The organism is Rhizobium etli 8C-3, from assembly GCF_001908375.1.
GTDB lineage: Bacteria > Pseudomonadota > Alphaproteobacteria > Rhizobiales > Rhizobiaceae > Rhizobium > Rhizobium etli_B.
The window spans coordinates 368,020-392,816 of record NZ_CP017244.1; the positions used below are offsets into that span (position 1 = coordinate 368,020).

General features: G+C 58.5%; 25 protein-coding genes. 12 read left to right on the top strand and 13 right to left on the bottom strand.

What is annotated here, in order from left to right; translation table 11 throughout:
- Window positions 1-90 precede the first annotated feature (90 nt).
- From AM571_RS26615 to AM571_RS26635, 5 genes are read right to left on the bottom strand one after another with little or no spacing between them, the layout of a single operon-like run.
- Entirely contained in the window at window positions 91-873 is a 783-nt protein-coding gene (locus AM571_RS26615) for a carnitinyl-CoA dehydratase (RefSeq protein ID WP_074064034.1), read from the bottom strand.
- Between the two features lie 6 nt (window positions 874-879).
- Window positions 880-2,934 (bottom strand): acetate--CoA ligase family protein, encoded by a 2,055-nt coding sequence (locus AM571_RS26620; RefSeq protein WP_074064035.1) that lies wholly within the window; start codon window positions 2,932-2,934, stop codon window positions 880-882.
- A gap of 4 nt (window positions 2,935-2,938) precedes the next feature.
- A complete protein-coding gene (locus AM571_RS26625; RefSeq protein ID WP_074064036.1) occupies window positions 2,939-4,099 on the bottom strand; it encodes an acyl-CoA dehydrogenase family protein in 1,161 nt (386 codons plus the stop codon).
- Window positions 4,096-5,598, bottom strand: a complete 1,503-nt coding sequence (locus AM571_RS26630; protein WP_074064037.1) for a carnitine 3-dehydrogenase — start codon at window positions 5,596-5,598, stop codon at window positions 4,096-4,098. The genes AM571_RS26625 and AM571_RS26630 overlap by 4 nt, the downstream gene beginning before the upstream one ends.
- Window positions 5,599-5,605: 7 nt before the next feature.
- Window positions 5,606-6,508 carry a 3-keto-5-aminohexanoate cleavage protein gene (locus AM571_RS26635; RefSeq protein ID WP_074064038.1) on the bottom strand — a complete coding sequence of 301 codons (903 nt, stop codon included), beginning with the start codon at window positions 6,506-6,508 and terminating at the stop codon, window positions 5,606-5,608.
- A 101-nt stretch (window positions 6,509-6,609) separates the two neighbouring features.
- Here AM571_RS26635 and AM571_RS26640 point away from each other — a divergent pair, with 101 nt between their 5' ends.
- On the top strand, window positions 6,610-7,602 hold the full coding sequence (locus AM571_RS26640; RefSeq protein ID WP_074064039.1) for a GlxA family transcriptional regulator: 993 nt from the start codon (window positions 6,610-6,612) through the stop codon (window positions 7,600-7,602).
- Here AM571_RS26640 and AM571_RS26645 read toward each other — a convergent pair.
- A complete protein-coding gene (locus tag AM571_RS26645; RefSeq protein ID WP_074064040.1) occupies window positions 7,577-8,452 on the bottom strand; it encodes a LysR substrate-binding domain-containing protein in 876 nt (291 codons plus the stop codon). The genes AM571_RS26640 and AM571_RS26645 overlap by 26 nt on opposite strands.
- Before the next feature lie 111 nt (window positions 8,453-8,563).
- Here AM571_RS26645 and AM571_RS26650 point away from each other — a divergent pair, with 111 nt between their 5' ends.
- The 5 genes from AM571_RS26650 (at window position 8,564) to AM571_RS26670 (ending at window position 13,707) form a co-directional block, all read left to right on the top strand.
- Window positions 8,564-9,487 carry a DMT family transporter gene (locus AM571_RS26650; protein ID WP_074064041.1) on the top strand — a complete coding sequence of 308 codons (924 nt, stop codon included), beginning with the start codon at window positions 8,564-8,566 and terminating at the stop codon, window positions 9,485-9,487.
- Between the two features lie 239 nt (window positions 9,488-9,726).
- Window positions 9,727-10,872, top strand: a complete 1,146-nt coding sequence (locus tag AM571_RS26655; RefSeq protein ID WP_074064042.1) for a TRAP transporter substrate-binding protein — start codon at window positions 9,727-9,729, stop codon at window positions 10,870-10,872.
- 54 nt (window positions 10,873-10,926) lie between these two features.
- Window positions 10,927-11,619, top strand: a complete 693-nt coding sequence (locus AM571_RS26660) for a TRAP transporter small permease subunit (protein ID WP_196776394.1) — start codon at window positions 10,927-10,929, stop codon at window positions 11,617-11,619.
- Window positions 11,616-13,358 carry a TRAP transporter large permease gene (locus tag AM571_RS26665; protein ID WP_074064044.1) on the top strand — a complete coding sequence of 581 codons (1,743 nt, stop codon included), beginning with the start codon at window positions 11,616-11,618 and terminating at the stop codon, window positions 13,356-13,358. Before AM571_RS26660 ends, AM571_RS26665 begins: the two co-directional genes overlap by 4 nt.
- Before the next feature lie 64 nt (window positions 13,359-13,422).
- Window positions 13,423-13,707 carry an acylphosphatase gene (locus AM571_RS26670; RefSeq protein ID WP_132549037.1) on the top strand — a complete coding sequence of 95 codons (285 nt, stop codon included), beginning with the start codon at window positions 13,423-13,425 and terminating at the stop codon, window positions 13,705-13,707.
- A 30-nt stretch (window positions 13,708-13,737) separates the two neighbouring features.
- Here AM571_RS26670 and AM571_RS26675 read toward each other — a convergent pair whose 3' ends face one another.
- Window positions 13,738-13,986: a hypothetical protein gene (locus AM571_RS26675; RefSeq protein WP_074064046.1), complete on the bottom strand. Its 249-nt coding sequence runs from the start codon at window positions 13,984-13,986 to the stop codon at window positions 13,738-13,740.
- Window positions 13,987-14,388: 402 nt separating this feature from the next.
- On the opposite strand from AM571_RS26675, the gene AM571_RS26680 reads away from it, so the two are divergent.
- From AM571_RS26680 to AM571_RS26705, 6 genes are all read left to right on the top strand, one after another.
- Entirely contained in the window at window positions 14,389-14,832 is a 444-nt protein-coding gene (locus AM571_RS26680) for a helix-turn-helix domain-containing protein (RefSeq protein ID WP_074064047.1), read from the top strand.
- An 8-nt stretch (window positions 14,833-14,840) separates the two neighbouring features.
- Complete coding sequence (locus tag AM571_RS26685) at window positions 14,841-16,685, top strand: peptide antibiotic resistance protein (RefSeq protein ID WP_074065587.1); 1,845 nt, start codon at window positions 14,841-14,843, stop codon at window positions 16,683-16,685.
- Window positions 16,686-16,708: 23 nt separating this feature from the next.
- Window positions 16,709-16,927 (top strand): hypothetical protein, encoded by a 219-nt coding sequence (locus tag AM571_RS26690; RefSeq protein ID WP_074064048.1) that lies wholly within the window; start codon window positions 16,709-16,711, stop codon window positions 16,925-16,927.
- Window positions 16,928-16,936: 9 nt separating this feature from the next.
- Window positions 16,937-18,130 (top strand): YcaO-like family protein, encoded by a 1,194-nt coding sequence (locus tag AM571_RS26695; RefSeq protein WP_074064049.1) that lies wholly within the window; start codon window positions 16,937-16,939, stop codon window positions 18,128-18,130.
- Window positions 18,127-18,825: a TfuA-like protein gene (locus tag AM571_RS26700; RefSeq protein ID WP_074064050.1), complete on the top strand. Its 699-nt coding sequence runs from the start codon at window positions 18,127-18,129 to the stop codon at window positions 18,823-18,825. Before AM571_RS26695 ends, AM571_RS26700 begins: the two co-directional genes overlap by 4 nt.
- A 99-nt stretch (window positions 18,826-18,924) precedes the next feature.
- Entirely contained in the window at window positions 18,925-19,182 is a 258-nt protein-coding gene (locus AM571_RS26705; protein WP_074064051.1) for a hypothetical protein, read from the top strand.
- A gap of 54 nt (window positions 19,183-19,236) precedes the next feature.
- Here the strand turns inward: AM571_RS26705 and AM571_RS26710 are convergent, their stop codons facing one another.
- The 6 genes from AM571_RS26710 to AM571_RS26735 form a co-directional block, all read right to left on the bottom strand.
- Window positions 19,237-19,683, bottom strand: a complete 447-nt coding sequence (locus tag AM571_RS26710; protein WP_074064052.1) for a GNAT family N-acetyltransferase — start codon at window positions 19,681-19,683, stop codon at window positions 19,237-19,239.
- 320 nt (window positions 19,684-20,003) lie between these two features.
- Window positions 20,004-20,966: a PfkB family carbohydrate kinase gene (locus AM571_RS26715; RefSeq protein ID WP_074064053.1), complete on the bottom strand. Its 963-nt coding sequence runs from the start codon at window positions 20,964-20,966 to the stop codon at window positions 20,004-20,006.
- A 16-nt stretch (window positions 20,967-20,982) separates the two neighbouring features.
- The gene (locus AM571_RS26720; RefSeq protein ID WP_074064054.1) at window positions 20,983-21,804 is read right to left on the bottom strand and encodes a carbohydrate ABC transporter permease; all 822 of its coding nucleotides are present in this window, start codon (window positions 21,802-21,804) and stop codon (window positions 20,983-20,985) included.
- Complete coding sequence (locus AM571_RS26725; protein ID WP_074065588.1) at window positions 21,804-22,739, bottom strand: carbohydrate ABC transporter permease; 936 nt, start codon at window positions 22,737-22,739, stop codon at window positions 21,804-21,806. Before AM571_RS26725 ends, AM571_RS26720 begins: the two co-directional genes overlap by 1 nt.
- Entirely contained in the window at window positions 22,739-24,070 is a 1,332-nt protein-coding gene (locus AM571_RS26730; RefSeq protein ID WP_074064055.1) for an ABC transporter substrate-binding protein, read from the bottom strand. The genes AM571_RS26725 and AM571_RS26730 overlap by 1 nt, the downstream gene beginning before the upstream one ends.
- A 51-nt stretch (window positions 24,071-24,121) precedes the next feature.
- Entirely contained in the window at window positions 24,122-24,781 is a 660-nt protein-coding gene (locus tag AM571_RS26735) for a GntR family transcriptional regulator (RefSeq protein ID WP_074065589.1), read from the bottom strand.
- Between the last annotated feature and the right edge of the window lie 16 nt (window positions 24,782-24,797).

Consider the following 24,797-nt stretch of genomic DNA (forward strand, 5'->3'; position numbering starts at 1 on the left):
GAACTTTCGAGCAATTGGCGGCATGCGGTTTCCTCTTCCGCCTCCGCCGCCTAAGATCATGCGGAAAAAATGGCGGTTGCCGCCGCCTCGTCACTTTCCTTTCCACATTGGGGTTCGCTTCTCCGCGAAAGCCCGCGCGCCTTCCAATTGGTCTTCGCTCGAGTAGAGGGCATCGACTGTTGCAAGCTGCCGTTTCGTGATCTTGTTCATGGCTGTCTGAAACGTTGTTCCCTCTGCTTCGCGCACGATTTCCTTGATGGCGGCATAGACAAGCGGCGGTCCGCTTTCGAGCAGCCGGCCAAGTTCCCATGCACGGTCCATCAATTTGTCGGCCGCGACAACCTCGTTGACGAAGCCCCAGCGATGGGCCTCGTAAACGTCGAGCCAGCGTCCCGTCAGGAGCATGTCCATCGCGATATGGTAGGGGATGCGCTTGGGAAGCTTGACGGATGCTGCATCCGCAACGGTTCCCGAGCGGATTTCCGGCAGCGCAAAGGTCGCATGTTCAGCCGCGACGATCAGATCCGCCGAAAGGGCAATCTCCAGTCCGCCGCCACAACAGATGCCGTTGACAGCACAGATGATCGGCTTGTTCAGATCGCGCAGTTCCTGCATCCCGCCGAATCCCCCGATGCCGTAGTCGCCATCGACGGCATCGCCCGCCGCCGCCGCCTTGAGATCCCAGCCTGCGGAGAAGAACTTTTCCCCTGCCCCGGAAATGATGGCAACGCGCAGGGCTGAATCGTCTCGAAAGTCGCGGAAAAGAACGCCCATCTCGCGGCTTGTTGCAAGATCGATGGCGTTCGCTTTGGGCCGATCTATGATGACCTCGAAAATGCCGCCGTCGCGTCTCGTGAGAATGGAGCCGCTCAACTTCTGCTACCTCCTTCGCCGTATTAGGGCGTCGACTGCGACAACGCCCTTGTCTTCAGGAAGAACCAATAATGGATTAATGTCGAGTTCTTCCAAACGCGCGGCATTCTTTACGACATAGTCTGCCGCTGCTGAGACAGCTGAGACAACCGCTTCGAGATCGCCTTTTGGACGTCCACGATAGCCGTTGATCAATTTTCCGACCTTCAGACGTGAAATCGTCTCCCTTATCGCCGTTCTTGTCGTTGGAAGCGGCAAAATGGCGTAATCTTCAAGCAATTCCACCAAAATTCCGCCCGAACCGACTGTGAGCGTTAATCCGAAGACAGGATCGCGTGTTGCTCCGATGATCAGCTCGGCGACGCTGTGCTCCACCATCTTTTCGACCAGGAAACCGTTGGTGCTGCGCATTGATGTGGCTGCGTCGAATACCTCCGTTGCGTCCTTTAAGTTGAGCGCCACCGCACCCGCCTCAGTCTTGTGCTCAATGGCGAGCCCCTTGAGCGCGACGGGATAGCCAAGCTCGTCGGAGCGCTTCATTGCCTCTTGCGCAGAATGGGCCACGAATCCGGCAGGGACGACAACACCAAAGGCCGAGAGCGCTGCCTTTGCATCGGCTTCATCCAAGGTTTCGATCTCGCCTTCGACTTGTGGCACGTCGAGAAGACGCGGCGCGGGTGGAGCACTCCATTCCCGGGCGATGCGGCTTGCGATTTCGGACGCTGCAAGCGTTTCGCAAAGGCCGCAAAAGGGCACGACACCTCTCGCCATCAGACTCACGGCACGATCTTCAGGCATGTTTTCGGGAAGTGTCGCGACAACGCCTGCAAGCGTGCCTGTGGAGGTTGAAGCGTCAACGATCGCATCGACCGTCGTCGTCCAGTCGGTGACAACGCATCGGTCGGTCCGTGGGAAATCAAGCACGACGAGATTAAGCGCATAGCCGCCCTCAAACATTGCCGTAAAAGCGTCCGTCTGGCGAGCGAGGTCGCCCCAGGCAAAAGTGTGGTAGTCCAGGGGATTGGACAGGGTGACCATTTCCCCGAGCGCGAGACGAAGCGGCTCGAGCTGCCCGGGCCGCAAGGCACGAAATTCCAGGGCGCGACCGACGGCGGCATCTGCCATCAGCGACGCTTCACCACCTGAACAGCTCATTGACGAGATCGTATTGCCCGTAAGCGGTCCGGCAACATGCAGGAGCTTTAGCGTTTCCAGCAATTCCGGTAGCGAGTCGACACGGCCGATCCCCAGACGGCCAAGAACAGCATCGGCGACCGCGTCGCTGCCAGATAGCGAAGCCGTATGAGAAACCGTGGCTCGTTTGGCCTGTTCGGATTTCCCGACCTTGAGTGCAACGACCGGCTTTTTCAGTTCGCATGCTCGTAGCGCGAGGTCCTGGAGCGCCCGCAAGCTTCCGAAACCCTCTATGTGAAGCCCGACTGCGGTGACGCGAGGGTCCTCGAGCAGCGCATAGGCGAGGTTTGAAAGGGAGGTCTGCGCCTGGTTGCCGACCGTGGCCAGATAGGCGATGGGCAGCCCGCGCGTCTGCATGGTCAGGTTGAGCGCGATATTCGACGATTGAGTGAGTATTGCAACGCCGCGGTCGACGCGTTGCATCCCATGCTGGTCGGGCCAGAGCAATGCGCCATCAAGACCGTTAATCAGGCCGTAGCAGTTCGGCCCGAGGATCGGCATGTCGCCGGCCGCCGCAAGCAGGCGCCTTTGAAGATCGGCACCGTCGGCCAATTCGCCGGCCGCCTCGCTGAAGCCCGACGCGTAACAGACTGCACCGCCTGCTCCCCTTGCAGCAAGATCTCTGACAATGTCGAGGGTCAGAATTCTGTTGACGCCGACAAAAGCGGCATCTGGCGCGGCGGGCAGCTCCATCGCCGAACGATAACAGCGCCGTCCATGCACCTCTTCGAGTTTCGGATGGACGGGCCAGACCTCTCCACCAAATCCCATTCGATCGCATTGCTCGATGACCCGATGGGCCTCGCGACCGCCGAAGACAGCGATCGTTTGAGGTCTGAGCAGGCGGTCGAGCGGGCGCTGGGTCATCGTTTCATGCTCCGAATGGCCGCAGCAGCTCACGGCTGATGATGTGGCGCTGGATCTCGGATGTGCCGTCCCAGATGCGCTCGACCCGCGCATCCCGCCAGAAACGGGCAATCGGCAGATCGTCCATCAGCCCCATCCCGCCGAAGATCTGGATTGCTTCGTCCGTTACACGCGCAAGCATTTCGGAAGCGTAGAGCTTTGCCGAGGCGATCTCGCGGTTGGCGCCACTACCTTGATCGAGCCTCCAGGCTGCAGCAAGCGTCAGCCAATCGGCCGCATCGATCTCGGTGATCATGTCCGCGAGCTTGAAAGAAACACCCTGATTGGACCCGATCGGCTTGCCGAACTGCCGGCGCTCGGCAGCGTAGGGAAGGGCCATGTCGAAGACGCGTCGAGCCCGTCCGACGCAGGTGGCGGCGACTGTCAGTCGCGTGCCGTAGAGCCATTCATTGGCGATATCCAAACCGCGATGGACCTCGCCCAGCACCTGGGTTTCGGGAAGCCGGCAATCGGTGAAGTTCAAGATGCAATTGTGGTAGCCGCGATGCGATATGGAATCGTATCCCTTGAGGATTTCAAAGCCCGGAGTGCCGCGGTCGACGAGGAAGGCCGTGATCTTCTTCTTCGTGCCCTTCTGTGTCTCCTCCTGGCCGGTTGCGGCAAAGACGATGACAAAATCGGCGACGTCGGCATGCGAGATGAAATGCTTCGTCCCATTGAGGATGAAATCTCTCCCTTGGCGGCGGGCCGCACACTTCATGCCGCGCATGTCGGAACCGGCGTCCGGTTCGGTAATTGCAAGCGCGTCGATCCGCTCGCCGCGCACAGCCGGCAGCAGATACCGGTCCCGCTGGTCACCTTCGCAGGCCATGAGAATACCCGAGGGACGACCGAAGAAGACCGTCAGAGCCATCGAGCCGCGGCCAAGCTCCCGCTCCACTAAAGTAAATGTGGTATGGTCGAGCCCGGCGCCGCCAACCTCTTGCGGGAAATTGCAGGCGTAAAAGCCGAGTTCGATTGACTTGCGCCGGATCGCCTGGGCAAGTTCAGGCGCGACGAAGCCGGTGCGCTCGACGGCGTTCTCATGCGGATAGATTTCCGCCTCGACGAAGCCGCGGACCGTTTTGACGATCATCTCCTGTTCTTCGTTGAGGGCAAAATTCATGACGACTCCCAACGTTTCTGGCCGACATGGCGGCCGACCCCTTCAGGACGGGGGAGAGCTGCATGGGCAGCAGCGATGGCCCCGGCCTTCTCAAGCACCTCAGCTGCGGCGGGTATCGCTTTGCCGGCCTTTGTGTCGACATGCAGCAACATGTGCTCGGCGGTCGCAATCGCGTCGCCGGCCTCCGTGTCATGGATCGTGTGGAACACCTGCAACCGCTTTTCATCGACTGCAAGCACCTGGCAGGTTGCATGGATCGCCTGGCCAAGCCTGGCCTCTTTGAGATGGCGGATATGGGTCTCCACCGTATAATAGCTTTGCCCCGCCTCGACATAGGCGAGGTCAACACCGATGAGGCGCAAGAGGGCATCCGAAGTGTCGCCGAAAACCTGCAGGTAACGGTGCTCGGTCATATGGCTATTATAGTCGACCCAGGCGGGGCTGACCTTGGTTTCGACCAGCCGCAGGGGTTGCGAAAGATCGGATGTTGCCTTCTTCTTCCCGCCCGCTGCCCAGAGCGAGTGCTCGAAATCCTTCAGCAGCTTTCCAGCACCCCAGCCCTTGCCGCCATTGCCACCCTTGAGGGCCTGAAGGATACCGACGAGATTCTCGTCGCGAATTCGTTCGAGTTCGCGAATGGAACGGCCGGCTGCCTGCTCGTCGGACTGCTGGCCGATCTTTTCGACAAGCGCGTCGTCGAGATCGACCACTTCGGTGAGCTTCGTCCAAGGCCATGCCAGGCAGGGACCGAACTGTTGGAGAAAGTGGCGCATGCCAGCCTCGCCACCTGCAATCCGATAGGTTTCGAAGAGACCCATCTGTGCCCAGCGCAAGCCGAAGGAATAGCGGATCACGTCGTCAAGCGTCTCGACTGTGCAGATATCGTCATGGATCAACCAGAGGGCTTCACGCCAGAGCGCCTCGAGAAGACGGTCGCCGACGAAAGCCTCGATCTCCTTGGCGATGTGAACGCCCTTCATGCCAATCGGCGGCAATTTTTCCATTGCGGCCTTGATCGTCGCCATCGCCGTCTTCTCGCCGCCGACGATCTCGACCAGTGGCAGGAGATAGACCGGATTATAGGGATGGGCGACGAAGAGGCGTTCCGGATACTGCATGTCCTGCTGAAGATCCGTCGGCAGCAGGCCCGAGGTCGAGGAACCAATCAAGGCGTCCGGTCGCGCTGCCGCGTCGATCTGGGCCAGGACGCTCCGCTTCAAGTCGAGCCGTTCGGGCACGCTTTCCTGGATCCAGTCGGCATCGACGACGGCTTCTTCCAGGCTGCCGCAGAAGGTCAGGTTGCCGCGTCGCGGCAGCGGTGCACCTGTCAGCATCGCATAAGCGCGTTCGGCATTGTCGAGGACCTCGCCGATGATGCGGCGCGCGTCAGGATGCGGATCAAAGACGTCAACGTCGATACCGGCCAGAAGGAAGCGGGCAATCCATCCGCCGCCGATGACACCACCGCCTATGCAGGCTGCCTTGTTGATCTTGATCATCCGCTCCTCAGCGCTTCGTCAGTTTCAGTTTCTTTCGGACCTCTTCTGGTCCGATGATGCGCGCGCCCATGCCTTCGACCACCTGGACGGCCTTTTCGACAAGCTGTGCGTTGGTGGCAAGCATGCCCTTGCCGGCGTAGAGATTATCCTCGAGGCCGACACGGACGTTTCCGCCAGCGAGAATAGCCGCTGCCGGATAGGCCATGGCGTTGCGGCCAATCGAGAAGGCCGAAAAAGTCCAGCTCTGCGGCACGTTGTTGACCATCGCCATGAAGGTATTGAGATCGTCGGGCGCCCCCCACGGGATGCCCATGCAGAGCTGGATCAGCACCGGGTCCTCGATCAGGCCTTCTTCGGCAAGCTGCTTGGCAAACCAGAGATGGCCGGTGTCAAACGCCTCGATTTCCGGCCGCACACCAAGATCGGTCATCTTTTTCGCCATCGCGCGCAGCATGCCTGGTGTGTTGGTCATGACATAGTCGCCGAGACTGAAGTTCATGGTGCCGCAGTCGAGCGTGCAGATTTCGGGCAGGCATTCGCCGACATGGCTGACACGCTCGCTGGCGCCTGCCATGTCGGTCCCTTTCGGGTTGAGGGGCAGAGGCGTTTCAACATTGCCGAATATGAGATCCCCGCCCATGCCGGCCGTCAGATTGAGCACGACGTCGATCTCAGCGGAGCGGATGCGATCGGTGACTTCCTTGTAGAGATCGTTGCGCCGGCTTGCGGCACCTGTGTCCGGATCGCGGACATGGCAGTGAACGACCGCCGCCCCAGCCTTGGCGGCGTCGATCGCGGAATCGGCGATCTGCTTGGGCGTAACGGGAACGTGGCTGGATTTGGAGACCGTATCGCCGGCGCCGGTTACGGCACAGGTGACGAAGACATCGCGGTTCATTGCTAGAGGCATCATGTTCTCCCTCGCATTGAGGCCATTACGCGGCAAAGCCCTCGCTATTGCTTTGCACAAACGGAACCAGATGATACAATATGGGAAATCGTGGAGAGTTCATGCTGACCCGATCGACCGAACGGCTCGATATCGATCTTCTGATTTTGCCGGAAACCAACCTGATCCTGATCGCCTCCGTGATCGAGCCGTTGCGAGGCGCCAACCGCATTTGCGGCAGCGAGATCTATCGCTGGCGTCTATTGACCCTGGATGGCAATCCGGCTCCAACGACCAGCGACATCCCGGTTCCCGCTTGTGCGGCCTTCAAGCCAACGGCCGATACGGCGCCACTCTTCGTACTCGCAAGCTACAACTGGAGGCAAAGCGCCACTGCGGCGGTGAAAATGCATCTTTCGCAAGCTGCGCGCCACCGAACGATGATCGCCGGCATAGAATCCGGAACGTGGCTGCTTGCCGAAGCAAGCCTTCTTGATGGCTATTCTGCAACGATCCACTGGGAAGATTTCGAAGATTTCGCGCTTGCCTACCCGCAAGTCCGTGCCTCAAGGGAGCGTTTCGTCATCGATGGCAAACGGCTGACCACTGCCGGCTCATTGCCGACCGTCGATTTGATGCTCGAGGTGATCCGGCAGCGGCAAGGCTATACGCTGGCGCTGGAAGTCAGCCGGCTCTTCAGCTACGAACAAGCAAATTTCCATTCCGAGCACGAGCTTTCTCCATCGACCGTCAGTTTGCGGATGCGCGATCCGCGCGTCGCTCACGCGATCCGGTTGATGGAAGACAACGTCGAGCAGCCTTTGGTTCTGGCCAGGCTTGCGCGCCGCGTCGGCATCAGCGCGCGTCACCTGCAGGGACTCTTCCAGGAGAGCATTGGCGCGCCGCCACATGTGCACTATCTGGCACTGCGGTTGAATGCTGCCCGTCGCAAGGTGATCGAGACAAAGGCATCTTTTGCCGATATCGCCGCCGCGACCGGCTTCAATTCGGCTTCCGCCTTTGCCCGGAGCTACCGGGCAAGCTTCTCCGAAAGCCCCTCCGAAACCCGGCGTCGCCTCCGCCGTCGCGTCATGGTGACGCAAGAGCGGCCATAGGCTGGAAGGCCTCTCGCACGCTTTCGGCCAGTTCCTGGATCGCCGCGGTGGAATGATGCCGGCTGCGGCGCAATACGACCCGGGATGAATCGACCAGCGGAAAACCGTCAGCACTCGTCAATTCCCGGCATCCGGGCGGGATGTTGCTACGGGAGAGCGTGGTCACTGCAAGCCCGGCGGCGGCCGCGTTTTTCAGCCCGGAACTTGTATCGGCAATGAAGGCAATGCGATATCTGCGGCCATGCTGTTCCAGCGAACGAAGCGCAAAGTCGCGGCACCAGGTCGAATTGCGGTAGATTGCAATCGGCAGCGGATCGGCGTCGTGCATTCGATGCACCATCGAGGTCACCCAGACCGTAGGGTCGATGCAAAGGACTTCGCCGTTGATCTGATTGCTCCAGTCGAAGACGACGGCGAGGTCGAGTTCGTCGCGATCGAGTGCTGCGAGATTATGGGATGTGTAATCACAAGAGATTGTCACCTCGACGGCCGGGTGGCGAACGGAGAATGCAGCAAGTGCGGCCGGCAATACGGTCTGACTATATTCTTCGGGGATACCGATGCGGACAGGCCCATCCAGCGGCTTGGTCCGGATCGTCGCCGCTGCCTCGTTGAGAAGGTCGATCACCCGTCGGGCATAGGGAAGGAGGCGCGTTCCAGCGCCGGTCAGCGCAACGCCGCGCGCGCCCCTTTCAAAGAGCGTTTCGCCGATCGTGTCCTCCAGTCGCTTCACCTGGGCGCTGACAGCCGACTGGGTCCGGCCGATGCGCTGGGCAGCGGCCGAAAAGTTTGATGTTTCGGTCACCACCACAAAAGTCCGCAGCAGGTCGCTTTCAATTGGTTCACGCATGGGCAGCCATAATGAAATCCGATGGCAGACATCTCTACTATTCGTTTGTCTGATGTCAATTAGGGGCGCACACAGATCGTGTCGCTTCAGTCTTGTCCCAGGGCAGCCCGCATGACCATCCCCCTTCAGGCACGATCCTTCGCGATCAGCGAGCACGAAAAAGGCATTGCTCTTGTGGTCGCCGCTACTCTTGCCTGGAGCGCCAGCGGCCTCTATTCGCGGCTCTTGACCGTCGATATGTGGACGACGATCGCCTGGCGATCGTTGTTCGGCGGGCTTTTTCTCCTGATTCCGAGCTTTTTCCTGGAAGGCGGCCTTTCTAGGCGTCAATGGCGCTCGGTTCTCCATCCCTCGGGTCTTGCGATGATTGGATGTCAGACCTTCAGTCAGGCCTGCTTCATCGGCGCACTCTATATGACCAGTGTCGCGAACGTCACGATGATCTACGCCACCGCTCCTTTCATTGCCGCCCTCTTCGGCTGGCTGATCCTGAAGGAGAAAGTCGCAAGGCGGACCCTTGTTGCCGGAGGCATCTGTTTTTCAGGAGTGGCGGTCATCGTGGCTTCGTCCGTCGACGGCGGCACGGGAACCGGCGACCTTCTGGCGCTCGGAATGACCGTCTCATTTGCCCTTGTCATCATCATTCCCCGCATCAACCCGGATGTGCCAAGCCTTCCCCCGACCATCGTGAGTGCGTTCCTCACCCTTGTTCTCTTTGCACCTTTCGGCTCGGTTGGCTCCCTTGATCTTCACAACTGGGTCGTGCTTGCGGCATTCGGGGCTACGAATTTCTCCATTGCACTGGTTCTGTTCCTTGCGGGTGCACGACGTATGCCGCCGGCGGAAGCTGCCCTCGTCGGCACCATGGAAATCGTTCTGACACCTTTCTGGGTCTGGCTGTTGTTTGGCGAGCAACCGCCGGCCGCCACGTTCTTGGGCGGTGCAATCATCCTGGCCGCTGTGCTCTGGCATACGATTGTCGACTTCCGCCGTTGCCGCCGCATGCTCGCAAAGGCTGAGAAATCTCCGTTATAGTTCCAGGCTGATGTTCATAAAATCACGTTCCCGATCGCCTGGTTTCCTTCGATTGGCCGCGCGCGTTTGAGGAAAATCTCGACGGTCCATTTCTGCAATCTTTGCTTGGGGCTCGTTGAGGAGTATTATCTGGAGTTAAGAAGCTAGATCATGAGCGGGATGCGGGCAGACACTGAATGCGCTTTCCTCATCCTGGTCATCAAAAAGGCGAGAAAAGCCCATGGCTTCGGGAGGAAAAAATGAAACGCACAAGAAGTCGGGTCGAGGGGAAAACGTCGCGTCGCAAATTCCTGAGCGGCGCAGCCATGGCCGGCGCGGCGATGATGGCGGCGCCAAGCGTCGTCAAGGCGCAGGGGCCGGTCAACATGCGCTGGCAGAGCACCTGGCCCTCCAAGGATATATTTCACGAGTTCGCACTCGATTTTGCAAAGAAGGTCAACGACATGACCGGCGGCGATCTCAAGATCGAGGTGCTGCCGGCGGGTGCCGTTGTGCCGGCCTTCGGCCTGCTCGACGCAGTCTCCCAGGGGACTCTCGACGGCGGCCACGGCGTGCTCGTCTACCACTACGGCAAACAGACCGCGCTGGCGCTCTGGGGCTCGGGTCCAGGCTTTGCGATGGATGCCAACATGCTGCTTGCCTGGCATAAATATGGCGGCGGCAAGGAGCTGCTTGCCAAGCTTTACGAGTCGATCGGCGCGAACGTCGTCTCCTTCCCCTATGGGCCGATGCCGACACAACCGCTCGGCTGGTTCAAGAAGCCGGTCGCCAAGGCCGAGGATATTCGGGGGCTGAAGTTCCGCACAGTCGGCATTTCGATTGACGTCTTCACCGCTCTTGGGGCCGCGGTGAATGCGCTGCCCGCCGGAGAGATCGTCGCGGCACTCGACCGCGGGCTGCTTGATGCGGCCGAATTCAACAATGCCTCATCCGACCGGGTTCTCGGCTTCCCGGATGTCTCGAAGATCTGCATGCTGCAAGGCTATCACCAAAATGCCGAGCAATTCGAGATCATGTTCAACAAGACCAAGTATGACGGCCTGCCCGACCAGATGAAGGCGATCATCAACAATGCCGTCGAGGCGGCGTCTCAGGACATGGCCTGGAAGGCGATCGACCGCTATTCCAAAGACTATGTCGAGATGCAGACGACCGACAAGGTGAAGTTCTACAAGACTCCGGAGGCGCTCCTCAAAAAGCAACTGGAGGTCTACGACGAGGTGGTGAAGACGAAGGCCCGCGAAAACCCGCTGTTCAAGGAGATTCTTCAATCGCAGATCGCCTTCGCCGAGCGGGCAACGCGATGGGAGCAGGACACGGTCGTCGGTCGGCGGCTCGCCTTTGACCACTACTTCGGACCGAACGGGGTGGCAAAAGAACTCTGAAGGTATGATTGGGATCACCGCGCGGGGGACCCGGTGATGCTTTGCAGTGAGGAAATGCTCTTTCCCGGGGGCACGCGTGTGAACATTCAGCATTTTTTGCTCAAGGTGGATGCAGTCAGCGTGTGGGTCGGAAAAGCTGCGGCTTGGCTCATCATCGCCTTGATGGCGCTCGTTTGCGTCGAGGTTTTCAAGCGCTACATCCTGAACATGCCGACGGCGTGGATCTTTGACGCCAGCAACATGTTCTATGGCACCCTCTTTATGCTCGCCGGAGCCTACGCACTGGCGCAGAATGCGCATGTGCGCGGCGATTTTCTTTATAGCTCGCTAAGGCCCAGGATCCAGGCCGGGCTCGATCTCGTCCTTTACGTCCTTTTCTTCCTGCCGGGCGTCGCCGCCCTTGTTTACGCCGGCTATGACTATGCAGCGCTGTCCTGGCGGATCGGCGAGCATTCGACGGTCACCGCGGAAGGTCCGCCGATCTATTATTTCAAGACGGTCATTCCGGTGGCAGGCGCGCTCGTCATGCTGCAGGGGCTTGCCGAAATGCTTCGCTGCATCGTCTGCCTGAGGACCGGCGAATGGCCGGCCCGGCTCAAGGACGTGGAGGAGATCGACGTTGTTGCCGAGCAGCTTGGGCAAAGCGAGCACGTAGATGCAAAGACGCGCCAGGCAGCGATCGAGCGCGCCCACGACCTAGACCGGGCAGCGCGGCAGCGCGGAATGGGGGGAGACATCGAAACGTGAGCGATCCGTTCCTCGGGCTGATGATGCTGCTTCTCATCGTGGTCGTGATCATGATGGGGTTCCCGACCGCCTTCACGCTGATGGGGCTCGGCATGCTTTTCGGCTTCTACGCCTTCTACAATCCTGCCGAGCACTGGATCGACAATCGGGTCTTTGACCTGATGGTTCAGCGCACCTACGGGGCAATGACCAACGACGTACTGATCTCCATCCCGCTCTTCGTACTGATGGGCTACGTGATGGAACGCGGCGCGCTGGTCGACAAGATGTTCTACAGCATCCAGCTGTCGTTCCGGCGCGTTCCTGCGTCGCTTGCCGTGGCAAGCCTGATCGTGTGCACGTTCTGGGGAATTGCAAGCGGTCTCGTCGGTGCCGTCGTCGTGCTGATGGGGGTGATCGCCATGAGCCCAATGTTGCGAGCGGGCTATGACGTGAAGCTTGCCTCCGGCGTCATAACCGCTGGCGGTACGCTGGGCATCCTTATCCCACCCTCGGTGATGATCATTGTCTATGCCGCGGTTGCTGGGCAGTCTGTCGTCAAGCTCTACGCTGCGACGATGTTTCCAGGTTTCTTCCTCGCGTTCCTCTATCTCGTCTATATTCTCAGCTGGGCGGTGATCAACCCGAAGGTCGCGCCGGCTTTGCCGGAGGAGCAGATGCAGGTTCCGGTGGCAAGCTGGATGCGCAGTCTTCAAGCGGCCTATTCGCAGAACATGATGCTCGCTCTTTTGCGCGCATTGACCTCGCCTTCCAAGGCAATGGCACTCGAAACGGCTGAGGGACGGCTCACCTACTGGGTGCTCTTCAAGAATTTCTGCGCAAGCCTCGTGCCCTTTTTCTTGACAGCATTCACGCTGCTGCTGGTGTGGTGGTATGTTGTTATCCATCCGCAGGCCTCCGGCGAGACGGAAGTCCCGGAAGGACTGGAGCAGCTCGGAGCGCCTGCGGTGGATGCGGGCGCGGCCGTGGTCAACGGCCCGGCGACGAGCTTCTACGTGTCGTTCGCACTCGTTGCAGCAATCGCTGCTTTGGCCCTTTCACGCTACTACTACAACATGGGTGCGGAGCGGCTTCAGGTGGTAAAGCTTCTGGTTTCCTCCGTCATGCCGCTCGCGCTCCTCACTGTCGTCGTGCTCGCCGTGATCCTGTTCGGTATCACGACTGCAACCGAGTCTGCCGCAGTCGGGGCCGCGGGCGCCTTCCTGTTGGCATTTCAGGCTCGAACGCTCAACTGGAAACGCACGAAGGAAGCCGTATTCCTGACTGCGAAGACGACGGCGATGGTGTGCTGGCTCTTCGTCGGATCCGCACTATTCTCCGCGGTGTTCGCCATTCTGGGAGGGCAGGCGCTGATCGAAGAATGGGTACTGGCGCTTGAATTGACACCTGTACAGTTCATGATCCTGTCGCAGGCGATCATCTTCATCCTTGGTTGGCCGCTTGAATGGACCGAGATCATCATCATCTTCGTGCCGATCTTCCTGCCGATGCTGAGACACTTCGACATCGACCCCATCCTTTGGGGTGTCCTCGTCTTCGTCAATCTGCAGGCAGCCTTCCTGTCGCCGCCGGTGGCGATGTCGGCATATTATCTCAAGGGCGTTTCGCCGCCGCACGTCACGCTCAACCAGATCTTCGCGGGTATGATGCCCTATATGCTGATCGTCATCCTTTGCATGATCATCATGTATATTTGGCCTGGAATGGCGCTTTGGCTTCCCAATTATCTCTACGGCTGATAGCTGCATTGCGCCGTTCTGCTTTCACGCAAGGTGCTGCATTTTCCTGATGAGGGAGGTGGTCATGACGGATGATCCTAAGGTGAGGCTCGTGCACATATCGGGAAAGGTCCAGGGCGTCAGCTTCCGCATATGGACAAAGACCCAGGCACAGCGGCTCGGCTTGACCGGCTGGGTGCGTAACGAAGATGACGGATCCGTGACCGCATTGATCGCCGGGCAGGACGCGGCGGTTTCGAGAATGTTGAAACAGTTTTGGAACGGACCCGTCGGCGCGTCCGTTTCCAGGGTCGTGAGCGAACAGGCCTCCTTGGATGAGGCGCCAACGGACTTCCGGATCACGCGTTGAGGTTGGTAGCCGCCCACGAAGGGGCATCTGTCATGGCGCTTCCTGCCGTCGAAGGCCTAATTCGATGACAAGGCCGCCCGACTTGTGCGTTGCCGATTTCTGCTTGGCAATCGACAGGATATAATCATCAGCGATATCAGCGACCGCCATGGCGATTTCTGCTGCCGAAAACTCCATAAGCCTTTCGCTGAAAATGATCTCGTAAACGGCCCCTTCGACCTTCTGCCGGCAGGCAAAAAGACGATCGGCATGATTGACCTGAATGGAAGGTAGTTCCATAGCTCTCACAACTCCGATCTTGAGCGGTGGTGATCACCGACGATGCATCGACCCGACAAAACGCGCTGACGCTGTGGATGCTTGCCCCCATCGGCCAGCGAAAGCGCCAGATATTGACGCAGGAAGCATAACTGTAAAATTCCGCAGCGATGCGTGAAATCGACGTGACACAATTTTAAATAGCAGTATAGTATTTCATGCTAAAACAAGCTGCCCGGGGACTCCTGCCCCGTTTATTGCCAGGTCAGTTACCTTAAATTGAGATTAATTAGACTTGGTTGTAAAAACATTGAGAGGGTCCTTGGCAGGAAACCAAGAATAAGATTTGTAATAGATGACCTTTAGTTGCATTTTCGTCGAAATGTATCATGATGCACGTCGCATGAGCCAAGAGGGGGCCCCATGAAGGCGAAATCTCCAAATGCCATTGATATCTATGTGGGTGGTCGTCTGCGGCTCAGGCGGAAGGCTCTTGGCTTGAGCCAGGGCAGTCTAGCGGACGCCTTGGGTATAACATTTCAGCAAGTGCAAAAATACGAGAAGGGCATGAACCGAATAGGCGCTGGCAGGCTCCAGAGAATTGCGGAAATTCTCAAAGTTCCCATCGGGTTCTTCTTCGAAAACAGTGCGAGCGCGTCATCCGATGTCGAGGCACGGTGCGAGACGGATGATGTCACGCTGTTTATGACGTCGAAGGAGGGAGTGGCACTCAGCAGGGCATTTCTGGCAATCGAAGATCCCAACGTCCGTCAAAAACTGCTTGCCCTTACCAGAAGCCTTGGCTCTGCAAACCCGGTCGAGAACCACCGCGACAGTTCCGATCAGATAGAACCCGAGCGAGGATAGACACTTTGGTGCTGTATCTGCAGACATTCGGCGATCTGCGGCTGAGCGATGCCGATGGCAATGCCATTCGCTATCCGGCCAAGGGCCTGGTGATGGTCGCCTATCTCTTCAGCCGCAAGACCCATGAACTGAGCCGTCATGAGCTCTCGGAGTTTCTATGGGCCGACGCGCAGGCCGAGCTTTCGGGGCTTAACCTGCGCAAGTTGATCTCACGCATTCGACAGATCGATGACGACACGAACGCAGCCCTGCTCCAGATCACGTCCAGTTCGATCCGGCTTAACACGAAGGCTCTTGCCGTCGATCTTCAGACTCTCGATAGCTCAATGCCTCCGTTGGCGCGATTGCAAGCGATCAGCGACCTGCTTCAGCGGGATTTCATGGCAAACGTGAAACCCTCAACCAGGTCGATCGACAACTGGATCACGGGAGAGCGTCGGACTCATCGATTGAAGCTGCGCGAAGTGCTTTTTGACGCCTTGCCACATGCCAAAGGCAATGATGAGGTCCGGGCGATATCCACCGCCGGCCTGTATCTTCTGGAGAAAGATCCGGCCGATGAAGAAATCAGGGAAATGCTTCGCCGGCTACCTGGAGCCGATCCGGCTGACGGGGCTAGGCATGAGAAGGTAGGCAGGCCGAAAATCGACGCCCTGCCATTGACCCGACCAGACGGGCTCGTGCACCATGAGCCTGTCAGGCCCTCGCCGTCAGTGCTTCCTCGAGTCGTGCTGCTTCCGCCGGTTCCGCAGGGACATGTTGCCGGGCTCGCTATTGCCAACGCCCTGATCGAAGACGTCACCATTGAGCTTTGCGCGCTCCGCAACATTTCTATTGTCGCACCGCACACGGCCGACCAGATTCGTCGCGACTCCGACAAAGCCCAGGTCGTTGTGCGGCACTCGATCTCTTATCTCCTTGAAACGCGGCTTTCGACTGAGGGGCTTTATGCCCAGCTTATCTATTTTCCCACCGACGAGGTCATCTGGGCAACGCGCTTTACGATGACGTCGGACGCACTGCCGACACAAAGGCGGCTCATTGCCCAGAGGCTGACCTCTTCGCTGGTGCAAGAGCTGGCCAGGAACGAGCAGGCCAGATTGAACATCGAGGCCAATCCACAGGCATACCATTCATATCTCGTCGGTGCGAGTTTGGTTGGCAAGCTGACGCTGCCACATATCCGCAGGGCACGTAGCGCATTCAAGGAGGCTCTTCGATACAATCCTAATTTCTCGCCCGCCTTTGCCGGTCTTGCCCGTACCTATACAAGTGAATGGCTTGTTACGGCGCAGGGAAACGAAGAGCTGCTGCGCCTGGCGGAATCGAGCGCCCTTAAGGCCATAGATGGGGATTCGGAATTTGTTGGCGGATACAGAGAATTAGGCGTCACCAAGCTTTATCGCGGCGACGTCGATCACAGCGTTTCCGCTCTCAGTCTGGCGGAAGAATTGAGTCCGCATTTTGCCGACGTCATTTATAGCCATGCTGACACGCTCGTACATGCCTCTCGCCCGGAGGAAGCGTTGTCGAAGATCAAAAAGGCGATCTCGCTCAACCCGATATCGCCCGACGCCTACCTCTGGTGCGCGGCAGGGGCAAGTTATTTTCTTGAGCAGTATGAAGCGTCAATCGAATACGTGGAGGCGATGAAAGACAAAGCACCTGCTCACCGGATCGCGGCGGCAAGCTGTGCGATGATTGGCGATCGAAGGCGGGCACAGTTTTACCGGCAACGCGCCGAAGCACTCAATCCTGTTTTCGATGTCGAGAAATGGCTCTCTGTCGTTCCTTTCAAGGAACAATGGCAGAAGGAGCTTTATCGGGAGGGCCTTTTGAAGGCCGGATTTTAAAACAACCCTTATGGAGAAAATTTATGGAAAAAGCTGTCGTATTCGGCGTTGCAGGACAAGCGGATCTCTGGATTGCCGATCTTGACGCAGGCACGGTGAAGCCGCTTGCATCGCCTGTCGGAGAGCTGGCACGAGTTGTTTCGGATGTCCGCAAGACAGGAGCCACCTTTGTGAAGAAGGTGGATTTCGCTATTGCTGTTTCTTCGGCGCAAGCGGTGTTTTCCGGGCACGTCGACGGTTGAGATCCTACTCTGACAGCCGCTCAAGTCCTTTCATATTCCGACCGGGCCGTCGTGCCGTCGGAAACGTTGATGCGCGTCTCGCCGTTTCTGCTTGACTTCGGCGTTACCCGTGTCGCACGTCACACCGGTCTCGATCGCATCGGGATACCGGTCTGGTGTGCCTATTCTCCCAATGCCCGCTCGATCGTCGTCGCTCAAGGCAAGGGCCTGACCGACGACGATGCGAAGGTGTCGGCCGTCATGGAGGCCCTGGAACGGGCCGTTGCCGGCAATCCTTCCGTCAATACTGTGCGAACAAGCGCGCGCCGCCTTCAAGAATCCGGCTACATGGTTGAAAAGCTGAACTGTCTGATCGGTCGCCACAAGAACGACATAGGCGATGACGAAGGGATCGAATGGGCGCTCGGCAGGGAACTCCTGTCGGGGACCGAGATCTATATCCCTTTCGAGGCCGCGATCCTCGACCGGACGCGCGATTGCCGCTTCTGGATGTCCTCCGATGGCTTGGCGTGCGGAAACACGCTCGAAGAAGCAATTCTCCATGGGATTCTCGAGCGCATAGAACGGGATGCCCATGTCCTCTGGCAGATAGGCAATGACAAAGACCGCTACTCGCGCTGCATCGATCCACGCGGCCTCCAGGACCCGGCGCTGGATCAATTGATCGAAAAAATCGAAACGGCCGGGCTGGTACTTCGACTCTTCGACATGATGAGCGATATCGCCATTCCATGCTTCACAGCAATTTTAGCACCAGGGGAAATCCATGGCGCCGCAGATGTCCGTTTTGTCGAAGTAACGGCAGGAAACGGCGCTCATCCATCGCCCGTTCGGGCAGCCATACGGGCTGTAACCGAAGCAGTTCAATCCCGGTTGACCTATATCAGCGGCGCGCGGGATGACATATTGCCCGAAACCTATCATGCGCCTCTCCCGCTGCAGACGCGCACCGCTTTCCAGGCCGTTCCGGCGATGCCGGCAGCGATTGCGCCGGCCTTTCCACAATCGCTCTCACAACATCTCCACCATACGCTGGGTGCCTTGCGGGAAAAGCAAATAGACAAGGTCATCGTCCTGGCCCTGAGCGATCCCGCACTTCCCTTCAGCGTCACGAAAATCTTTATCCCTGCTCTTGAAAACCCTCCGGGCGGTCGCGCACGCCGCTTTGGAAATCGCGCGGTTTCAAAGGCCATTATGTCATGAAGGTCGTGTTCGTCGGTCCCAGCCTTCCAGATGCGGAATCCTTCGCTGGCGAGGAGGTCTTCGTCTGTCCACCTGCGGTTCAGGGCGATGTTCTTGCCGCCGTGAGGCGCGGGGCGAGCGTCATCGGTCTCATCGACGGCGGGTTCGAATATACGGCGCCGGTCTGGCACAAGGAGATCCTTTATGCGCTATCTCAGAATGTGGCTGTCTTGGGCGCGGCCAGCATGGGAGCACTGCGCGCTGCAGAATGCCAGCTCTTTGGCATGATTGGCATCGGCCGTATCTTCAATGAATACCAGACGGGCGTGACCGTGGATGATTCTGACGTGGCATTGCTCCACGGCCCAATCGATTATGGATATAAGTCCCTGACGGTGCCGCTCGTTAACGTCAGGGCAACGCTCGACAAGTTGGAAAGCGAAAACAAGCTAGCACCTGCCATGCGGGTAAGGCTTGAGGAGAGTGCTTCGCAAATCTTCTTCAAGGAGCGGACCTGGCAATCGATCATCGCCGGTTGCGACACGGCCAGTGTAGTGCCACCGCGAAAGTTGCTTTCGCTCTTGGTCTCAAACGCCGTCGACCAGAAACGTGCCGATGCTCTTGCGCTCCTGGAAGCTGTTCGCGCCATCACTGGATCCACCTTCGACAGAGAGATTTCATGGCGTATGAACGAGACATATGTTTCGTCCAAATGATATGCCTATGCCACTTGCAATTAGTGATTGTGTCACGCGGTTTTCACGGGCTCTTCGCTGTTATCCCCAATATGTTCTCCACAGGTATTGGAGATCGAGATGAGCACCACTTCCGCAAGCAATCCAGATGGCCCCGGCCAGAATGCAAGATCCATTGACGAATTGGATGAGCTGATCGCGCTCGCCCGAATGATCACTTACGCAAGATACGCGGCGCAGGACGTAGAGCTTGTCAGCGCGACGCATTGGCTTGACCTTGCCCTGAAGGCCGTTACACGCGAGATTGGCGATGTCGCCGAAACGGGCCTGCCCGACCTGGCGCTGTCCGTGGACGTCTTCAATCTGCACAGGCACTAAATGCGTCCACTCGGGCCGACAAGTCGGCCATGGCTCGTCGCACCATCGTCGCGGCTAGTCAAGACGCTTGGAATAAACGCCAAGCCGGTTTGACGGCTCATACCCATTGCCCGTGTAGTAGTTGGCAACGCGACCGCTCTGCTGGGAAACGAGCCAGATCTGCAGATAACCCATTGCTCGGGCTTCGATTTGGAGGCGGCTCAGCAGACCTGAGCCGACTCCTTTTCGTTGATGCTTGGGCAATACGGCTATTTCAGCAAGGTGCAGGCCGCGGCCGATCACCGAAGTATGCGGAAGGGCAAAAGCGAAGCCGATGGCTTCTATCGCCTCGAATGCCGCCACGCCAATGCAGCCAGGTGTTTTGGCCAGTTCGTCCAGACGCCAAGCTGCATTCTCGATCGACCACTTTTCACTCCAAGGCGGCTCGGCGTAAGCCTCAACCATAATGGCTGCGCTTTGCGCCGCCTCGGCATGTGTTATTCGTCTGAATTCGATGGGCATCCACACCTGCTATTGAAACGCTCGCAGAGAAGAAAACCTGCTTGTCTCCCAAATCCGCCTGAAGAGCACTGCAAACTTGTTTTCCGCAATGTTCTACCAGACCGCGAAATGATGCGCTCCATCGGCGATCCTGTTTCTATTGGATCGGTTCCACAGCGCCTCCGAGAGAACTAAGCACAGGCTTGCGCAAAGGTGTCGTGACTTTATCGTGACACTCGTGATAGGGGAAACATGACAATGGTACACTGGTATAAGATGTAATCCCGGATAGACGTGGGGCGGCCAAACCAGGCAGACCGCGAAGAGCGCTCCAAGCGCAGTTACACCCGCGAGACCTGAGGCGTCCATTGTGCCAGACAGGCGGCAAGTTGATCGCTGTCGGGTGCACCCGTGCGTCCGCCAAAGACCTGACACTTAAGTGCTGCCGCCGCCGATGAGATTCGAATGGCATCTTCGATTTGCCATTTCTGTGCGACGGCAAAGGCGAACGCGCCATGGAAGATGTCGCCTGCGGCAAGTGTGTCGACTGCTTTGACGCATCGCGCGGTCATATGCATCACGCAATCGTTGACATCGTCATACCAAAAGGCGCCGTTTTCACCTGCCGTGACGCTGATAAACGCCTGCGGGAAACGCTGCTTGAGCACTCCGATCGCTGCAGCACAATCCTGCGTCCCGGCCAGCTTGCCTGCTGCAGGGTGCGAAAAGACGATATGGCTGGCTGCTGGCCCCAGGCGCTCGATGACCCCATCGGCAGCGACGTCGCCATCCAAGATCGCCGGCTTGCCTAGGCTTTGTGCCGTTTCCAGGACCTTGAGAGCAAGCTTTGGCCATCGAACATCAACTAATACGGCGTCGAAAGCGGCGATCTCGGTTGTCGAAACGTGTTTGACGGATCGATGCAGTTCGGGATCGTAAAAGGGGACGATGAGACGCTCGCCGCCGTCATCAACCACGATGGTCGAAACTGCAGATCTCGCGCCTTGCGCGATCTGCATTCCGCTTGTGTCAATGCCGGCTGCCGAGAGATCCGCGATAATGCGTTTGCCAGTTTCGTCATCCCCAACAGAACCCCACAGGCTTGCCTTGCCCCCAAGCCTGACAACAGCGTAAGCCGCGCTCGAGGCCATGCCCTCGACTATCTGCAGCATGTCATATGGCAGAACCTTGCCTTGTCCCGTCGGCATTTTACGAACGCGAAACAGAGTATCCAGCACAGCTGCACCGACGCACAAGACGTGCGGCTGTCGGTCCCTTGTCTTTAAAAGCCTTTCACTCGTCAAGACAGCATGCCCGCCGTCAGCTGCCTTTGACGGCGCCCGCCGTCAAACCAGCAACGATCTGCTTCTGGGCAAACATTGTCAGCACCAGCACCGGCAGCGTAACGATCAGAGCTGCGGCCGCAAGCGGTCCCCAGCTGACCTGCTCGAAGGAAAGCATGTTGTAGACTGCCACCGGCAACGTCCGGGTTTCGCGGCTCGCGAGCACGATACCGAACACGAAATTGTTCCACGAGAAGATGACGGAGAGGATGAAGGCGACGACAATGCCGGGCTTGGCGATCGGCAGCGCCACCAAGCGGAAGACCTGCCATGGCGTTGCCCCGTCGATACTTGCCGCCTCTTCGAGCTCCATCGGCGTCGTTTCGAAATAGCCGATCATGATCCATACGACGATCGGCACGGTCACCACCAGATGGATGATGATCTGGGGCCAGAGTGTGCCGAGGAGATCCAGCCATTGGAAGAGCAGGAAGAGCGGGATCAGAAAGGAAAGCCCAGGTGTCATTCGCGCGATCATGATGACCATTGCCGAACGCTCGGCCTTGAGGCGGGCAATGCCATAGCCTGCCGGCACGCCAATCAACAACGCCAGAAAGGTCGCCGCTCCCGTGACAAGAATGGAATTCCAGAAATACAGGAAGAAATTGTTCTCCTCGAATACTTTGGCGTAGTTCGACCAGGCAAATCGCTCCGGGATGAAGATCGGCGGATAGGCTCCATTGTCGATTTCGAACTTCAGGGACAGCGAGATCATCCACAGAAAGAAGAGGATGACCGGCGAGACCATCACCGTGGCGACGAAGAAAAGACCGATGCGATCGAGCGTCTTGCGCTTCATCAGCGTGTCTCCGTGTCTGACCAGTTCGTGCGCGCCCGCACCATCATTAAAACGAAGGAAAGCGCAACGATGACGACGAAGAAGACGACGGCCATCGCAGATCCGTAGCCGATGTCGTAATAGGCAAAGGCCGTATTGTAGAGATAGATATTGATCGTCTCCGAGGCCGTGCCCGGTCCGCCTTGCGTCATCGCATAGATGATGTCGAAGCTCTTTACGGCATCGATGCTGCGGATGATGACACCGACCATGAGGAAGGGCGCAATCATCGGCAGCGTGAGATAACGGAACTTCTGCCAGGCATTGGCACCGTCGATTTCGGCGCTTTCATACGGCTCGCGCGGCAGAGCCGCGAGACCGCCAAGCACGATTAGCATGATCAGCGGCGTCCACTGCCAGGTTTCAACCAGAACCAGCGAGGGAATGACGCTCTTCTGATTGTAGATCCATTCCTGGGGTCCAATTCCGACCAACGAGAGAATATAATTCAGGACGCCGAGCTGTGGATGAAACATCATCGTCCAGACGAGCGCGATGGCAACAGGTGTCGCCATCATCGGCATGACGAAGATGCCGCGCAGGAATCCCCGCAGCGGGAACTGCGCGTCAAAGATCAGGGCGGCGAGCGTTCCCAGAAACAGGGGTCCGATCACCGCAAGCGCCGTATAAAGGATGGTATGCCAAAGAGAATCCCAAAAACGCGTGTCGGTCGCGAGACGGAGATAGTTGTCCCATCCTGAAAACGCCTGTGCCTGCCCGAGTGTCCAGCTGTTCACGCTCATCCACAGGGTGAAAACCCATGGAAAAACGATGACGGCCGCGATCACGATCAGGGCTGGGACGACGAAGGGCCAGTAGTTGGGAGCAAGTCCACTGGACTTGCTCCTCGCACGGGTTGCCGTCGCCTTCGCCGCTTCAATGCTCACCGAAGACATCATCCCTCGCTTCGGGCCAGGACCGGCTCGAACTGGGCCGTGGCTGACTTGAGTTCGGCGGCCGGGTCTGCGCCGCCGATCATGTTCGTCAGGCCGACGCCATAGATGTCGCGGAATTCGGTGACGGGGATGATGACCGGCAGGGCGAGCTTTGAAATCTTGCCGGATCCGACGACCGCATCGACCCATGAGCTCGGCATCGTGACGCCTTCGCGAACCTTGGGATCTTCAAGGATGGATTGGCGGAAGGGAACGCCGGCACCAGCCTGCAGAAGCCGGGCGCCCATGTCATGGGAAACCACCCATTGGCAGAAGAGGTAGGCGGCTTCCTTGTTCTTGCTTGCTGCCGTTACCCCGATACCATCGCCAAAAGTCGCGGCTGCCTGCGCTTTCGGGCCCTTCGGCATGATCCCGTAACCCACCTGGCCGACGACCCGGGATTTTTCAGGGTTTTCGATTGGCGGGGCAAAGCCGACGCCATCAAGCCACATGCCGACCTTGCCCTGCAGGAATGCCGATTGGGCTTCTGCCCAATTGAATCCGGAGACGCCGACAGGTGCTGCCTTCGTCATCAGGCGCTGATAGAGCGTTGCCGCCTGGACGGCTTCATCGGTGGTGGTGCGCAGTTTGCCGTCGGGCCCGAGGGGCGTCATGCCGTAACCGAGCATGAGGGCCGTCCACACGGGGACATTGGCATTTTTCAGTCCGCGAGCAACGAAGCCATAAGTGTTGCTGGACGCGTCCGTCAGGGCCTCTGCGGCGTTCGCCATCTCTTCGAAGGTTGCAGGGTACGAAAGGCCCTTTTTCTCGAAGAGCTGCTTGTTCCAGTAGACGATCCAGTAGTCGACGGAGAAGGGCAGGGAGCGCAGGAGGCCGTCGGAATCCTTGGCGAACTGCAGGCCTGCATCGGCGAAATCGCTCTCGACCAGCGACGGATCGGTAAGCGACGGATCCTTGAGAAATCCGCTTATGTCGGCAAGCCAGCCACCTTTTTCGAACTGCCGTTTCTGCACATGATAGCTCATGTGGACGACGTCGAAGCTCGGCTTTCCGGAGCTGAGCTCGATCGTCGTCTTCTGGCGCTGCTGCTGTTCGGGCGTCGCCTCGGCATTGACCTTTATACCGGTCAGCTCCTGGAACTCGCCGAGATATTTGAGGATGATCTCGCTGCGTGGGCTCTTGACGAGATTGACTTCGAGCGTTGTGCCGGCAAACCGTTTCCAGTCAACGGCGGCCGAAGCCGCCCTGACGCCAAGAAAGCCGGCGGCGCCGAGAGCGGCAGAACCAGCCAGAAAATTCCGGCGAGTTGGATTCCAAATTGAAGATGACATGCCATTCCTCCTCTTCTTGCCGGAGATCTCCTCACCACCGGCTTGCATTTCCTATAATCTGAGTGCGCGGTCCCTCGCGTGATGGATATGTGCCACGAGCGCGCTGACCGCATCTTCCGCAGACCGTCGCTCTATGGCTTCGAGAACCTTCAGATGTTCTCCCATGACCGGCCCGACGCGACCGTCGATACGAAAGCGTTCCTGGCTTATAAGGCGCATCTTGATTGAATTCACCCGGTAGACATTCGAGATGATGGTGTTGCCGAGCGCGTCGATGAAGGCATCATGCATTCCCCAGTCCACAGCCTGGGCGTGAAGCTCAAGTTCATGCGAATTGTTGCCGCCATCGATGGCCTCGGCGATGTCCCGGTGCGTTTTCAAAAGGCCTGCGATCGTTTCGTCGGAGGCCGACCGCGTAAAGAGCGCAACCGCCTCCTTCTCCAGGAACACGCGAAGCTGAAAGGCTTCGCGGATCAGGTTGAGATCGATATGAGCAATCTGCAGGCCGCGCTGCGGCACCGTCTTGATGAGGCCCTCGGCTTCGAGCCTTGGAATGAGTTCACGGATTGCGCCGAGCGTCAGTCCGGTCAGTTCGACGAGGCGGCGTTGGGAGACGAACTGACCGGGACGGACATCGCGCGCCAGCAGATGCCGGGTAAAGCTCTCATAAGCTCTTTCCCGCAACGTCGGCTGTTCGTCCAATCCACTCATGGATCCCCCTTCGTAC